The organism is Enterocloster lavalensis, assembly GCF_046603895.1.
Taxonomy (GTDB): domain Bacteria; phylum Bacillota; class Clostridia; order Lachnospirales; family Lachnospiraceae; genus Enterocloster; species Enterocloster lavalensis.
This window is the reverse complement of the sequence record NZ_CP176637.1, coordinates 955,671-970,011: the sequence shown is the minus strand read 5'-3', so window position 1 is coordinate 970,011 and position 14,341 is coordinate 955,671. Positions and strand designations below refer to the sequence as shown.

The window sequence follows — 14,341 nt, the reverse complement described above, 5'->3', positions numbered from 1 at the left end:
ATTTTCCTTACATGAAGGTGTTGATGACGCCGATGATCAGCGCGGCTGCGGCCATAATACGGGCAAATTTAAATTTTCCTGCATTACCTTTACTGGTGCGTTCGAGCACGATTGCTGCAATGGCTACGGCACCAATGGCTACACCGATGGCAACCTGTACCGGGAATAATCCAAGGCCGATGCGAATGCCGACAGAAGCTGCGTAGATTGCAAGGGCTGCTACGATGTAGAAGCAGACCTGTTTCATACGGGGACGTCTTACCAGAAACATCAGGCACAAAGACAAAAGACTTGCAGCCACCATAACCATGTAAACAATTACCAACCAATCCAAAGAAGTTAACATATTCATTTCCTCACTTTCGTTTTTTGTGTTGTGTTGCTTTGTTGAGAATAGAATAACAGGAAGTTCTGAAGAAATTTGCAAGACATTTCTAAAAAATTCTGAAGAAACTCTGTTAAAACTCTGAAAGCGTAATCGTTATCTCAAATTCGGATTCGGCTCGCCGAACATCTACAGTTCCTGCGTAGTTGTGTGCAATGCGGCGGATACTGTTCAGTCCCATTTGGTAGCTTTCCTTTTGTTCATCGCCGGGAAAGATGTAATTTTTCTGATATATGACAAGCTGATCCGAATCGGAGCGAACCGATAAGAATACAGGTTGCAGCGGATCCGCATACTTTCGGATGTTTGAGCTGAGATTGTCAAAGATGCGGCGCAGCTCCTGTATGTCAAAACTGCCAGAAAAAGAGAAACAGCTTTTGAGATCAGTCAAAATTTGAAAATCCTCTTCCAACAACTCTTCAAATTCTGTTACAAGCTGTTCCATCAGCAATCGGGAATCTTCAAATCGTTCCGGGTTTCGCCTGCCGCCGTCCAGCAGAATATCGGTCAGCTCTTTGATTTGCTGCGCTTTTACCCGGATCAGTTCTGCATATCCCTGTTGCTCTTGTGCCGGTCGATCATTGTTGCCTGCCAGAAATTCCGAATAGGCCATGATGGAGGTCAGTGGTGTGCGGATATCGTGAGAGAGGGTGCGGATCAGCTGTTCCTTTTCTTCTGCCAATAGGCGTTCCTTCTCTTTTACCTGCTTCTGTGTGATGGAAAGATAGTTTACGGCCTCGGCCAGACGAGTCAGTTCGTTGTTTCCCTCCACGGAAACCAGATGATCCATTTCTCCTAAACGCAGGGCATCGATCCCCTTGATGATATCCCATATGTAGGATAAACGCTCCCCAAGCAGAAAGAGAAACAGGAAAGTAAAAAAGCATACCGATATAAGAAGGCTCAGATTGAACATCCAGCCTTCTAGAGACAGAACTTTGCTTTCTGTGAGGACGATACCCCGGATAACAAGAATGCTGTCGGCCACAGCAGTTGCACAAATGCGGAGCAGCAGAAACAGAATCAGTGTAATAACAAAAGAGAGCGACAACAAGCCAAGAATTTCACGAGGAAGCCTTTTTCCTCTTAGTCGTTTGCTTTCTTCAGTCAATATAATACCCCCTTCCCCATGCAGTCTTAATATAAGTGGGGTTGCGAGAATTGTCTCCCAATTTCTTGCGGATGTTTTTGATATGTACCATAATGGCGCTGTCGCCAACAGCATTGTCATCCCAGATGCTCTGATAGATGTTTTCTAGAGAATAGATTTTTTTCTTATGGGAAGCAAGCAGCTCCAATATCTTAAATTCCGTATAAGTAAGAGCGATTGTCTCACCGTTTTTTATGAACGATTGACTGTCCAAATTCAGCACCACATCCTGAAAGGTTAACTGGTTCGTATCCCGACACGTAGGGGGTGAGACGGTGTAGGCAGGGCTTCGTTTTAAGATAGCCTTGACACGCATCAACAGTTCCACATTGGAGAATGGTTTCACGATGTAGTCATCTGCACCCACAGAAAAGCCCATAACTTTATCCGACTCGCTTGAATAGGCGGTGAGAAAAATAATCGGCGCATCATAACTCTTTCGTATTTCAGCAGCGGCCATAATACCGGAAAGTCCGGGCATATTGACGTCCAGAATATAAAGGTCGATATCCTCTGATGCGGAATCAATGGCACTCTGACCGTCTTCTGCCGTTTCAACAGCATATCCGTTGCTTGTCAGCAGCAATGTCAGAATATCACGGATTTCTTTTTCATCATCAGCTATTAAGATTAGTTTTTTATCATTTTTCATATAGTCACTTGTATGATGTTTATAGAAGCGAAAACATCTACTTTCCTTTCGTTTTAATATCGTGGTTTAATACATTCAGATACTGTGGACTTTTGATTTTTTCCTGTAGCCTTGACTACTCAACAGGAGTGTATTGCCGCTGCCTTTATCTGAATTGTTTATTAGCTGGATGTACCGGAGCGTCTGTTCCAATGAGTACTTATTTCAATCAAGTCTACGATGATAATCACTGGTGGATATCACGGTATCAGACTTTTTGAAAGGGAGGTATAACCTCATGATTTATGTAGGCATTGATATTGCCAAACTCAACCATTTTGCCGCTGCTGTTTCTTCGGAAGGCGAGATACTCATCGAGCCGTTTCAATTCTCAAATGACTATGATGGCTTCTATCTGCTGCTGTCTAAGCTGGCACCACTTGACCAGCACAGCATCATCATAGGTCTTGAATCTACGACACACTACGGTGACAACCTTGTTCGTTTCCTAATCTGCAAGGATTTTAAAGTGTGTGTTCTCAACCCTATCATGACTTCGTCCATGCGTAAAAACAATGTACGCAAGACGAAGATCGATAAAGTCGACACTTTGGTGATTGCTAAAACCCTTATGATGCAGGACTCTCTCAGGTTTTCTACCCTGAAAGATCTGGATTACATTGAACTGAAGGAACTCGGCAGGTTCCGACAGAAGACCATGAAACAGCGTACCCGTTTGAAAATTCAATTGACTTCCTATATGGATCAGGTCTTTCCGGAACTTCAGTATTTTTTCAAATCCGGTCTGCATCAGAAAGCTGTCTATGCACTCTTAAAAGAGGCTCCTATGCCAAAAGACATTGCTTACCTGCACCTGACTCATCTCTCCAATCTCCTTGTCAAATCCTCCCATGGACACTTCACAAAAGATATGGCCAGAGAATTAAGAGTTCTCGCACAGAGGTCTGTCGGCTTAAATGACAGCTCTTTATCTATCCAGATAACTCAGACCATTGCACAGATCGAGTTATTGGATTCACAGTTATTCGAGACAGAACTTGAAATGGCGAATCTTGTCACCTGCCTGCACTCTGTACTCATGACCATTCCCGGCATTGGAACCGTAAATGGCGGGATGATACTGGGTGAGATCGGTGATATTCACCGTTTCTCAACACCAGGTAAACTGCTTGCATTCGCTGGACTGGATCCAACTGTATACCAGTCTGGAAACTTTCAGGCTAAAAGAACCCATATGTCCAAGCGAGGGTCACGTGTACTTCGTTACGCCCTTATGAACGCAGCTCATAATGTTGTAAAGAACAATGCGACTTTCAAGGTTTATTACGACACCAAGAGAGCCGAAGGCCGGACACACTACAATGCCCTTGGACATTGCGCCGGAAAACTTGTCAGGGTCATCTGGAAGATGCTCACTGACGAAGTGGAATTCAACCTCGAATAGAGGCCTGTATACTAATATCGATAGACTTTGAAAAAGCACCTTTAGGGAGTTCTATTAAAGTTACCCTTTTTTTCATCGATATAGAAACGGAATTTTTGGCTAATTTATACTTGACTTTTCATAGCTGGTCTCCTGTCGATGTCCATAATATAAGCAACAGACAGCCTGTTTCTCTATGTGTTGGATACAGACATTCTTATGTAGGTTTATAACCATTGATAAGCAGCTCAAGTCAGGTAGATTCGTATTTTTCTTAAACAGCATATTATTTTATATTAATGATACTATAATAGTGAGGATCCTTCAAGAACAGATATTTCAGAATTAAACTATCCACACAAGAACTTTTACAAAACTGATGGAACTCTATCATTTCTCCTTCAACGATTTCCGCCGATCCTCTCGGAGAGCGCACGACTGCCGCAAGGCAGTACCACCGCCCGCTTACGGGTGGTGAGTAAGTGCGCCCTATCCAAGAACTCGGATAGGGCGCATTATCCGAGATTTTCAATGATCCGAGGAAACTTGTGAATAGCCCCATTCTACAAGGCTTTCAAAGAAGTTTTCTCGGATAATTATTGCTGAAAAAATCACCGGTCATTTCGATAATTATCCGAGGTAATTGTTATGAAATGCTTGTATTCATTGGCTTTAGCTGATTTATCTCGGATAATGCGCCCTTGGTATAATCACACTAAAGGATTTGGACTGCGCCGAAAAAGACACTCCGCTTTTCTCCGAACTCCGTAACGCTCAGAAGGCTCAAAACAGGGCAGGCAGGGCAAACACATTACCCACATAGAATTAGCCTAAAAAACTCCTTGCCACACAAGGCTTTCAGAGGTCGAAACGGTTACTTTCTCTTTCGACTCGTAAAACCGAAAACACGATTTATGTTTCACTTGCCGAAAGCGTGTTTTTCGCTTATAATGCCTGTATCGTTCCTTTCTCATAACTGCTTTTCCATTCACCACAAATGAGCCGCAGTCACTATGTATTAGGTATCAGAAACTACCCTTTATATAGTAACTCTTATGAACAAATATCCGTCTTCATCAGTAGGACAATCTTTTTATATATTTATTGATATATTTGACAGTGTTTTTCCAAAGCGGTATTTCACGTTGTTTTCGGCCCTTTCCATATACTTTTAAATTGGCATGATTGATGGAGTCTGTTTTCTGGATATCAGTCAACTTTATTGCAAGTAATTCTGATACCCGTATGCCAGAATTATACAGAATCATAAGCTTCAGTTTATCTCTTGCACCAATGAATGTATTGGTATCACAAACAGTTATTAGAGAATCGAATTCTGCTCTAGTGAGAAAAACCATAGTTGGTTGCTTGTGCTTTTGAGCTGATAACATAAGTGCACGTTTTGTTATAGCACTATATTCGGGTTCCAGTTCCGAAACATAATGTATGAAAGATTTTATAGCATTGATTCTGTTATAATCGTAACAGGCTTATTGCATCTTACTTTTTCAAGATATTCGCAAAACCCTTGAAGATAACTGAGATCAAAATGCGCTATTTCTACTAAGGACATGCAGTTTAGCGTTGATATCTACTCCCTGCTTGTTCCATCTTCGAATAGCATTACATGCCATGGTATGCCGGAAATCGTATAGTCTGACATGAGGATATCCAGTTGGAGTCGCTTTGATACAAGGACGTATAAGTTTAAATGCATAAGCTAATGCGGATTCTGTTAAAGGAACGCCTTCCGTTGTATAAAAAACGCTTCGTAAGGCATCTTATAATCGAGTTTGTTACTAATCCGCTGCTTGTAAGATTGAAGTTTTGCAGAAACGGAATCATCAATAGGAATAATACGTTCCTTTGAAAACTTTGTTTTCTGTATATGAAGTAGCTGTTGTTCAAGATTTACATCTGCAATAGTAAGTTTTATTGGCTCGGATGGTCTCGATCTGGTTGACCATAGTAATCCGATAACTGTTTCAACTGTATAAGCACGTATTCCATCTGGAGAATAGTTTCTTTATATCATCCTTGCAAAAAAAATGGTACGGTTGAAATTGACAAGAACAAAAAGTAAATGAATTACAACAAATGAAAGAACGGGATTTTTCTTTTGTAAAAAAAGAATTTTGTAGACAAAGGTAATGTCGAAAGAAACGAGAAATTTTGTTAATTATTATCTTGATAAAAATTTTTATGGAGAAAAGGACCAAAACAGGCGTTTGATTTTGGATACAGATTCCAGATTAAAGACGTTCATAAATCTAATCATCCGCGGACAAGCAATGAAAAGTGGACAAATGTTTGGAAATTTAAAGTTTTACGAAAAAGAAGAGTATGGAAAGAAGCATAGAGTTATCTGTTTTGATAGTTTGTATGAAGAGAAAAATATGAACTAATCTCGGTGTTTTATTATCAGGTTTATAAACAAGCGAATGAGGTGTTTAAATATTACAAATTTTTTGAAACACATAATCAAGCTTATTAAAAAACTGGTATAAAAATATCGAGGAACTTTCTCTTTATGGCACGGAAGTGACAGCGAAATTTGGAGATAGATTTCTTACTTTATCCTGTTGTTCATATCATGTAAAGGATGGGCGATTCGGCGTTGTAATAAAAGGTGTAATTGATAAGTTTACACAAAATAGGTGTATTTAATTCATAAATATAAAAAACAAAAAGTAGCATAGCGCAAGCGATAATTGCCTAAAAAAGCGCGATGCAAGAGTTACTTGCTTGCCTTTTTCACTAAAATTGCCTATGGTTATTCAATGAAGTTTCTGATTTGTTTCTAGGAGGTAAAAAAACAGGTAGACGAAAAATCGGATTCATTCAAAAAAATTAACAAAAATAGAAAAGGAGAAAATGTAGTATGCAATTTTCAAAAAATGTAAAAATAACGATAGGAATTATGTGTCTGACCGGTGTGTGTGCGTTATCTTCACTGGTTGGATGCTCGGGCAACCATGGAACGAACAAGAAAACAGAAACAACGAATAAAGTGGCTAATGAAACAACCGGCGAAGTATTGAATGCAGGAATGATGAATCTTGAAGATGATATCTTTGGCAATGAAAGCTATGAACAGGATACCTATAAAACGGTAACAGGCGAAGAGGTTAAAAGTGATGATGAAAGAGTTGTATTTTATAATGCAACAGGATACATAACACCAGACGCATGGAAAGAAAAAGGTATTATGGCAAATTCGGACGGCACAGATTTAAATATTTCATTCTTTTCAACACTGTTTTTTGAAGAGATAAATGCAATGACAGAAGAAGAGGCTGCAAGTGTAACGCCAGAAGAATTTGAGGGTAGAGGCGTTTCCTTTGGAAAACTGTTTTACAGAGAAGGAAAGGGAGATGATACAGAAGCGAGTGAATATGGTAAAAAAAGTGGATTTGAAATTTGTGAGAGAGTCGGAACCTATGCTGGAAACACCTATTATATAGCTTACAGTAATGAAAAAACAAGAGAAGACTTCCCGGGATTAAAGGATGAAGAATATAAGGAATACGAAGAACTGACAGGTGAAATAAAAAATCTGAAAGAGCATATATTGGTGTTTAAACCTATGATGGACAGCATTGCAAAAGGATTTGCAAATTTTAAAGCAGAAGATTTAGAAGGAAATGAGATTACGCAAGATATTTTTAACCAGTATGATCTTACGATGATCAATGTTTGGGCGACCTGGTGCGGTTCTTGTTTAGCAGAAATGCCGGACTTGGTGAAACTTCATAACGGATTAAATGAAAACGTGAACATGATTTCGATCTGTATTGATGCAACAGAAAACAAAGAGACCGCACAAAAGATCATGAAAACGGAAAATGCGAAATTTACCACACTTATGGATAATGAGCAGCTTAAAGAAAGTATTTTAAACAACTTAGGCGCAGTTCCTACCAGTATTTTCGTTGACAAGGAAGGAAATGTGGTTGGTAAAATGGTTGAAGGCGCAAGAAGCCTTGAAGAATATGAATCAATCATTGAAGATAAGCTGACGGAATTACAGAACCAGTAGAACATAGTTGGAATATTGGAGAAGATATATGCGCAAGAATAATTTTATCGGAAACGGGATTTTAGGTATATCCGTAATATTGATGGCAATCGGAATTTGTAGAAAGGAGCATCTAATCGTATTTAAGAAGGCAATAAATATTTGTTTAGAATGCATTGGAATTGGGTAATGAAAAAAAATAGACATTACATACAAATTTTTTCGGCATTTCTTTTTAATAGTTATCTTTTAGGATTTCGTGATAAAACAATTTTTAAAGGAAAAACTAAAATGGCGTGTGTGCCTATATTAAATTGTTATTCTTGCCCTAGTGCACTTGGAGCTTGCCCTATTGGGGCGCTCCAGGCCTCGCTGGGGGACATTAACAATAAAACTGCCTTTTACGTATTAGGGACGATTATGCTTTTTGGAATTTTGGTAGGAAGATTGATTTGTGGTTTTTTGTGTTTGTTTGGTTTTATTCAAGATTTATTATATAAGATTCCGACAAAAAAGATATCTATTTCTGCTTGGTTAGATAAAAAGTTGCGTTTTGTGAAATACATAATATTCATTTCGTTTGTTATTATATTTCCGATGGTGCTTACTAATAAGTATGGATTGGGAGCTCCGTACTTTTGCAAATTAATTTGTCCTGCTGGAATGTTGGAAGGTGGGATACCTTTGGTTTTGATGAGCAGCACATTAAAAGAAACGATTGGTTTTTTATATTATTGGAAGTTTTGCATACTGGTTTTTGTTGTAATAATATCAATCTTTATTTATCGTCCATTTTGTAAATATATATGTCCGTTAGGGGCACTATATGGATTGTTTAATCGTTTTAGTTTTTATAGAATGGAAATAGATAAAAATAAATGCATCGACTGTAAAGTATGTGAACGTAATTGCAGAATGCAGGTAAAGGTTCTTGAAAACATTAATTCAGCGGAATGCATTAGATGTATGGAATGTAAAAATATTTGTCCAAAGGGTGCAATAGAAACTAATTTTTTTGAGAAAAAATTATAATATTTTAGTTTATATCAATTTCTTCATTGATTTCAATAATTGTTATATTGATTTACATAGTAAGAGGAACATATAAAAATGAAAAAAATTAAATGGGTTGTGATTTTTACAATAAGTGTTATTTGTATATTGATTGGAATAGTCATGTTTAATCGCTTTCGGATATCTTTTGAAGAGTTAAATGAAATTGATAAAAAAATGTTGACTGAAATGGATATGTATTGCAAGAAAGAAATTGAGTCTGAGTTATGGCCTGGATATAAATTAAGTGATAAAACAATATTTGCTTATGATGGGATATTTGGTTCGGCGTACATAATAAATCCTTCTTCTGAGATTAAAAGTATGTTTGCAACAAAAATCATCTTACCAGAAGAATGCAACTTAAATGTTTACAGGTTAGCAAAATTCACACCGCAAGTATTTATCAAAAGATTAATGCCTGGTTCTTTCAATGTGATTGGTGAAAAAATAAAAATATTTGGAAATGAAGTTTACTACATAAAGTACGATGAATCCAATTTTGAAAAAGAATTTTCAAGTAAACATTTTATGCCATTTCTTGTACATGAAGCATTTCATTATTTTATGCAAAACGAATGGTCTGGAGGAAGTCGATTTTATGGAGAGTTAACCGAATCGGATATTTCACTTATTGAAAAAGAATATGTAATATTAGAAAATATTCGAATCGAGTTAAAAAAAGAAAAACCAAGCAGAGATGAATTATTGAATTACTCAAACGAGTTGATTGTCGTTAGGGAAGAACGAATTAAAAATAATCCTGAATATTTGGAAAAAGAATTAAGTATGGAAACTGATGAAGGCACAGCTGAATATGTTGGAATAAAAGCTGCTGAAATTGTAGGATACAATTATAATGTTATGTATTTTGATAGTGGAAAAGACATTCCTTTTGATGGAGTAATACCTGTTTTGAAAGCAGGTGCGTTGGAAAAAAGCTTTTTAGCAGATAGTATGCCTTATGAAACAGGAGCATTATTATGTTTGTTGTTAGAAGAATTAGAGATTCCAAATTGGCAGGAAAAACTAAATGAACAAACGGAAACAACACCGGTATTTCTATATGAAATTTTGAAAGAAAATATATAGTGCGAAAGAAAGGAAAAGTGAAAGAGGTTTTAAGATAGAATGATAGCGTCAGTCATGGTCTGGGAAAATTAGAAGGATATCCAACTGTCAAACAGATGCTATTGTAAATTTTTACTTGAAAGATAAGGAGTTTATTAGAGATATGAAAAAAGAATACATTGAGATGGATGTATTCGATGCGTTGCAGAAGAGATTTGCGTTTTTGTTTCAGGAATTTAAAAATATTTATATCTCATTCAGCGGCGGCAAGGATAGCGGTGTTCTTTTAAATTTGCTGCTGGATTACAGGAATAAGCATGCTTCAGATCGTGTGATTGGCATATTCCATCAGGATTTTGAGGCGCAGTATACCGTGACTACGGACTATATTACCCGCACTTTCAAGCGCCTGGAAAACAAATCAGGCATAGACCTTTACTGGGTCTGCCTTCCTATGGCAACACGGACAGCACTGAGTAGTTACGAAATGTATTGGTATCCTTGGGATGATACAAAACAGGATACATGGGTACGTCCAATACCAGAGTATCCCTATGTCATTAATCTGACGAAGCCTTTTGCCCACTATCGTTACAGGATGCATCAGGAAGATTTGGCAAAACAGTTTGGCCGATTCTACAAGGAGGAACATGGGAATGGCAGGACGGTCTGCCTGCTTGGTATGCGGGCGGATGAGTCTCTGCAGCGGTACAGCGGATTTGTCAATAAAAAACATGGGTATCAAAATGAGTGCTGGATTTCCAAGCAATTCAAAGACGTATGGTGTGCTTCACCTTTATACGACTGGTCAAACTCTGATGTATGGTGCGCGAATTACCGATTTGATTATGACTACAATCATTTATATGACCTATATTATAAGGCAGGATTAAAGATAGATCAGATGCGGGTGGCATCTCCCTTTAATGACTATTCCAAAGATGCTTTGAATCTGTATCGGGTTATCGATCCAGAAATATGGGTGAAACTGGTGGGGCGGGTGTGCGGAGCAAATTTTGGAGCTATTTATGGTAAGACAAAAGCGATGGGTTATCGCAGTATTACGTTACCAGAGGGTCATACCTGGAAATCATACACTCAATTTTTGCTGGATACGTTACCTGCCCGACTGCGGAATAATTATGTGAAAAAGTTTAACACCTCCATCCGGTTCTGGCACGATAGCGGAGGTGGATTGTCTGAGGAAACAATCCGAGAGCTTGTGGAACATGGGTACCACATTCGGAGAAATGGTATATCTAACTATACACTCAACAAAAATTCTCGTATTATTTTTCTTGGACCAATTCCTGATCATACCGATGATATTAAGAGCACGAAAGATATACCAAGTTGGAAACGGATGTGCTGCTGTATTTTGAAAAATGACCATACCTGTCGGTTTATGGGGTTTGGGCTTACGCGGCAGGAACAAAAACGTGTGGATATTATTAGACGTAAGTACGGAGGGATGATAGATGGTAAATAAGGAATTCAGAAGCCCGGTATACCATATCAGTGCGGTACCATTTGAAAACATTGTACCCAATACATATAACCCGAATAACGTGGCCCCACCGGAAATGAGGTTGTTGTACGATAGCATCAAAGAGGACGGTTATACTATGCCGATTGTTTGTTATTATGCAAAAGGCAGTGATAAGTATGTAATTGTAGATGGCTTTCATCGTTGGAGAGTGATGCGGGATTACCCGGATATTTATGAGCGAGAGAAGGGGATGATACCGGTTTCGGTAATCGATAAACCGTTATCTGACCGTATGGCCAGCACCATCCGGCATAACCGCGCCCGTGGAACGCATGATGTGGACTTAATGAGTAATATCATTAAGGAACTGCACGAGTTGGGGCGTTCGGATGCGTGGATTTCCAAACACCTGGGAATGGACCGGGATGAAATTTTAAGGCTCAAGCAAATTACTGGCCTGGCTGCGCTGTTCCGTGATGTGAAATTTGGTCAGGCATGGAGGCCTGGAGAAGATAGGGTTCCGGATGATGAGTCCTCTGATAGTTTGCAAAGAAAATCTATCAAGGATTGTTAAAGAGGAAAATTTTTAGGTAATTGATTAAAAAATAGGAATAAGAAAAAGCCATCTAATTAAAATTCTTTAAAAACAGAGTCGATGAAAGTTTTTCTGTAATAAAAGATTTATAAGGCCTTTTACTATGCTCAAATAAGAACATAGTAGGAGGCCTTTATTATGGAAGGATAAATGTTGAATCTACCTAGTATAGTTCACTTTAATCATCTTTAGTTTCATCAGATCAAAGAGTACAATATCCCAATGATGTTGCGCCAGATAAGTAATAAGTTAGTTGGTATGAGTTATACTAGGATGTTCAAAAGGAAATGTCTTTCTACATTGATATTTTTTTGTTTTTTGTATTTTTTAATTTTATCAGACAATAATTATAAAAATGCACAAAATAAAACATTAAAATGCCAATTAATTGTTAAAAGTATATACCCTGTATTGAACATTTCCATTCGTAGATATAAAATTAAAATACAATATACAAGAAAGAGGGAAAGTATATGTTGAAAATTAGTTCAATATTCATGGGGGTGCAATATCAGGAGCGCATAGGAGAGCTTAGAGGCGCATGATATTTCACAAGGTATACAGTGCGTCTGCGTTCTTTTTCATAGGTCGGCGAAATCAGAAATCGGAAGAAGGGGAAGTAGGCTTTTATACTCTTGTTTAGTGTGTGTTGTAATTGAGAACGAAATAGGAGGTTATTGCAATGATTTTTACAAACCCTGTGGTAATTGCAGTTATTGTGTTGCTGGTTCTCTGTTTCCTGCGGGTGAACGTGCTGCTGGCCTTGATATGTGCCTCTGTAGTGGCTGGCCTGGTTTCAGGAATGGACATTGGAACCACTATGTCTACTTTCATCTCTGGCTGCGGTACTGCCCCGGAAACCGCTATTGCCTATGTGCTGTTGGGAGGTCTGGCTTCTGCAATCAGCTACACGGGTGTGTCCGATATTTTGGCGGTGAAGATTGCCAAATGGATCAGCGACAAACGGCTGGCTTTTATTTTCCTACTGGCTTTCTTTGCTTGTTTTTCCCAGAACCCTATTCCTGTCTATGTAGCTTTTATCCCAATCCTGATTCCTCCTCTGTTGCTCGTAATGAACAAGCTGAAGATCGACCGGCGGGCGGTGGCTTGCGCCCTGGGCTTCGGCCTGCGCGCACCTTATGTAACCATCCCTGCGGGTTTTGGAGCTTTGTATCACGGTATTTTGGCCACTAATATCACTCAGAATGGCATGGAGATCGGCGAATTGGATGTCTGGAAGTACACTTGGCCTCTGGGTTTGTCCATGCTGGCCGGTTTGGTCTTCGCTGTTTTGGTGTTATATCGCAAGCCTCGGGTATATAAGAACATTAAGGGAGTAGCGGCGGACCTGGATAGCGTGGACACCACTCTTACCTATAAGCATTGGATTGCTTTGCTGGCCGCCATTGCCACTATGCTCATCCAGCTATTTACTGGTTCCTTGCCTCTTGGGGCTATGGTTGGATTGAGCGTTATGTTTATCACCCAAGCCGTTAAGTGGTCCGACATGGACAAGATTTTGGATGGCGGCGTCAGCTGATGGGATTTATCGCCTTTGTCATGCTGGCCTCCAATGGTTTCAGCTTAGTGCTCAGCGAAAGTAATGCTGTGGCTGAACTGGTCAAGAGTTCCCTAGTATTCATTGACGGTAACAAGTTCCTGGGTGCTTTCGTGATGATGCTGGTGGGCCTAGTTATCGTTATGGGTACCGGCACCTCTTTCGGTACGGTGCCGGTTCTGTCTGTGCTATATGTGCCCCTGTGTTCCGAACTGGGCCTTAGCTTGGGAGCAACCCCCCTTTTGATCGCAGCAGCAGCCACCATAGGCGACACTGGTTCCCCGGTGTCCGACACTACTCTGGCACCCACAGCTGGACTGAATGCCGATGGCCAACACAACCACATATGGGATACTTGCGTGCCTACATTCATCGCATCGGATATCCCCATTTTTATCCTGGGATGCCTGTGTCCATTGTTCTTCTAAGGTACTAGGTGTACATACTTCCCCTTTTTCTTTATTGATCGGGCCGTCCTTTTTGATTTTTTTGTGCGCTCTATGGTAGAATAGATTGGTTGATCGATGGTGTCCTATCACCGTGGCGCGCTGTTTTGGAGCAAACGGTTTTCCGCTAAATATGCTTACCTGATTTTAAAGAGAGTGCTTGGTACACCGCTGGTTGTCGGACAGTAAAGCTTTCGAAATCGTATATTTGTAAACAGTATTAACGTTTGAGTAGTTTTCGAAGAGATGGGCTTATGAATTCATTCTTGTGTCAGGATCAAGCTTCAGCTGATATCGGAAATATGAATTGAAAAAACTTTCTAATTTTCTAAGTGGCCGATTGAACAATGTTTTGATGAATGCAAGAGCAATCTAGAAAATTTTTTGTTTTTATTTGGTTGGGGAGGGGGCATATGCTGTTTGTAATGATAAGCTATCTGTTTGTCACTCAGATACGGAAAATCTGTAAAAATGCAATCCCATTGACAATACCGATGGTAA

General features: G+C 39.2%; 12 protein-coding genes and 1 pseudogene. 8 read left to right on the top strand and 5 right to left on the bottom strand.

Annotated features, from left to right (window positions below; translation table 11 throughout):
* Positions 1 to 7 precede the first annotated feature (7 nt).
* The 3 genes from ACK2JC_RS04220 to ACK2JC_RS04210 all read right to left on the bottom strand — a co-directional run bounded on the left by ACK2JC_RS04220 (position 8) and on the right by ACK2JC_RS04210 (position 2,187).
* On the bottom strand, positions 8 to 346 hold the full coding sequence (locus ACK2JC_RS04220; protein WP_117634830.1) for a hypothetical protein: 339 nt from the start codon (positions 344 to 346) through the stop codon (positions 8 to 10).
* A 112-nt stretch (positions 347 to 458) separates the two neighbouring features.
* On the bottom strand, positions 459 to 1,496 hold the full coding sequence (locus tag ACK2JC_RS04215) for a sensor histidine kinase (RefSeq protein WP_182464869.1): 1,038 nt from the start codon (positions 1,494 to 1,496) through the stop codon (positions 459 to 461).
* On the bottom strand, positions 1,489 to 2,187 hold the full coding sequence (locus ACK2JC_RS04210) for a response regulator transcription factor (protein WP_117634835.1): 699 nt from the start codon (positions 2,185 to 2,187) through the stop codon (positions 1,489 to 1,491). The genes ACK2JC_RS04215 and ACK2JC_RS04210 overlap by 8 nt, the downstream gene beginning before the upstream one ends.
* 277 nt (positions 2,188 to 2,464) lie before the next feature.
* On the opposite strand from ACK2JC_RS04210, the gene ACK2JC_RS04205 reads away from it, so the two are divergent.
* On the top strand, positions 2,465 to 3,631 hold the full coding sequence (locus ACK2JC_RS04205; protein WP_195626101.1) for an IS110 family transposase: 1,167 nt from the start codon (positions 2,465 to 2,467) through the stop codon (positions 3,629 to 3,631).
* Between the two features lie 1,055 nt (positions 3,632 to 4,686).
* Here the strand turns inward: ACK2JC_RS04205 and ACK2JC_RS04200 are convergent.
* Together ACK2JC_RS04200 and ACK2JC_RS04195 are read right to left on the bottom strand one after the other, a co-directional pair.
* On the bottom strand, positions 4,687 to 4,968 hold the full coding sequence (locus ACK2JC_RS04200; RefSeq protein WP_227146847.1) for a tyrosine-type recombinase/integrase: 282 nt from the start codon (positions 4,966 to 4,968) through the stop codon (positions 4,687 to 4,689).
* A gap of 377 nt (positions 4,969 to 5,345) precedes the next feature.
* On the bottom strand, positions 5,346 to 5,615 hold the full coding sequence (locus tag ACK2JC_RS04195; RefSeq protein WP_117635004.1) for a tyrosine-type recombinase/integrase: 270 nt from the start codon (positions 5,613 to 5,615) through the stop codon (positions 5,346 to 5,348).
* Positions 5,616 to 6,491: 876 nt separating this feature from the next.
* Here ACK2JC_RS04195 and ACK2JC_RS04190 point away from each other — a divergent pair.
* From ACK2JC_RS04190 to ACK2JC_RS04160, 7 genes and pseudogenes are all read left to right on the top strand, one after another.
* Entirely contained in the window at positions 6,492 to 7,649 is a 1,158-nt protein-coding gene (locus ACK2JC_RS04190; protein ID WP_117635000.1) for a TlpA family protein disulfide reductase, read from the top strand.
* 28 nt (positions 7,650 to 7,677) lie between these two features.
* On the top strand, positions 7,678 to 7,818 hold the full coding sequence (locus tag ACK2JC_RS04185; RefSeq protein WP_264469644.1) for a CD1871A family CXXC motif-containing protein: 141 nt from the start codon (positions 7,678 to 7,680) through the stop codon (positions 7,816 to 7,818).
* Complete coding sequence (locus tag ACK2JC_RS04180; RefSeq protein WP_118077283.1) at positions 7,818 to 8,660, top strand: 4Fe-4S binding protein; 843 nt, start codon at positions 7,818 to 7,820, stop codon at positions 8,658 to 8,660. Before ACK2JC_RS04185 ends, ACK2JC_RS04180 begins: the two co-directional genes overlap by 1 nt.
* A gap of 78 nt (positions 8,661 to 8,738) precedes the next feature.
* A complete protein-coding gene (locus ACK2JC_RS04175) occupies positions 8,739 to 9,773 on the top strand; it encodes a hypothetical protein (RefSeq protein WP_368271390.1) in 1,035 nt (344 codons plus the stop codon).
* Positions 9,774 to 9,915: 142 nt separating this feature from the next.
* On the top strand, positions 9,916 to 11,241 hold the full coding sequence (locus ACK2JC_RS04170) for a phosphoadenosine phosphosulfate reductase (protein ID WP_117634086.1): 1,326 nt from the start codon (positions 9,916 to 9,918) through the stop codon (positions 11,239 to 11,241).
* Entirely contained in the window at positions 11,231 to 11,815 is a 585-nt protein-coding gene (locus tag ACK2JC_RS04165; protein WP_118077281.1) for an IbrB-like domain-containing protein, read from the top strand. The genes ACK2JC_RS04170 and ACK2JC_RS04165 overlap by 11 nt, the downstream gene beginning before the upstream one ends.
* Before the next feature lie 703 nt (positions 11,816 to 12,518).
* Positions 12,519 to 13,822 (top strand): annotated as a pseudogene (locus ACK2JC_RS04160) (Na+/H+ antiporter NhaC family protein).
* Positions 13,823 to 14,341: the final 519 nt, after the last annotated feature.

What these genes read in the sequence shown, in the direction of transcription:
- ACK2JC_RS04205 (WP_195626101.1), top strand. Translation starts at nt 2,465, where the DNA reads ATGATTTATGTAGGCATTGATATTGCCAAACTCAACCATTTTGCCGCT.
- ACK2JC_RS04165 (WP_118077281.1), top strand. Translation starts at nt 11,231, where the DNA reads ATGGTAAATAAGGAATTCAGAAGCCCGGTATACCATATCAGTGCGGTA.
- ACK2JC_RS04180 (WP_118077283.1), top strand. Translation starts at nt 7,818, where the DNA reads ATGAAAAAAAATAGACATTACATACAAATTTTTTCGGCATTTCTTTTT.
- ACK2JC_RS04175 (WP_368271390.1), top strand. Translation starts at nt 8,739, where the DNA reads ATGAAAAAAATTAAATGGGTTGTGATTTTTACAATAAGTGTTATTTGT.
- ACK2JC_RS04210 (WP_117634835.1), bottom strand. Translation starts at nt 2,187, where the DNA reads ATGAAAAATGATAAAAAACTAATCTTAATAGCTGATGATGAAAAAGAA.
- ACK2JC_RS04220 (WP_117634830.1), bottom strand. Translation starts at nt 346, where the DNA reads ATGTTAACTTCTTTGGATTGGTTGGTAATTGTTTACATGGTTATGGTG.
- ACK2JC_RS04190 (WP_117635000.1), top strand. Translation starts at nt 6,492, where the DNA reads ATGCAATTTTCAAAAAATGTAAAAATAACGATAGGAATTATGTGTCTG.
- ACK2JC_RS04170 (WP_117634086.1), top strand. Translation starts at nt 9,916, where the DNA reads ATGAAAAAAGAATACATTGAGATGGATGTATTCGATGCGTTGCAGAAG.
- ACK2JC_RS04185 (WP_264469644.1), top strand. Translation starts at nt 7,678, where the DNA reads ATGCGCAAGAATAATTTTATCGGAAACGGGATTTTAGGTATATCCGTA.
- ACK2JC_RS04200 (WP_227146847.1), bottom strand. Translation starts at nt 4,968, where the DNA reads ATGGTTTTTCTCACTAGAGCAGAATTCGATTCTCTAATAACTGTTTGT.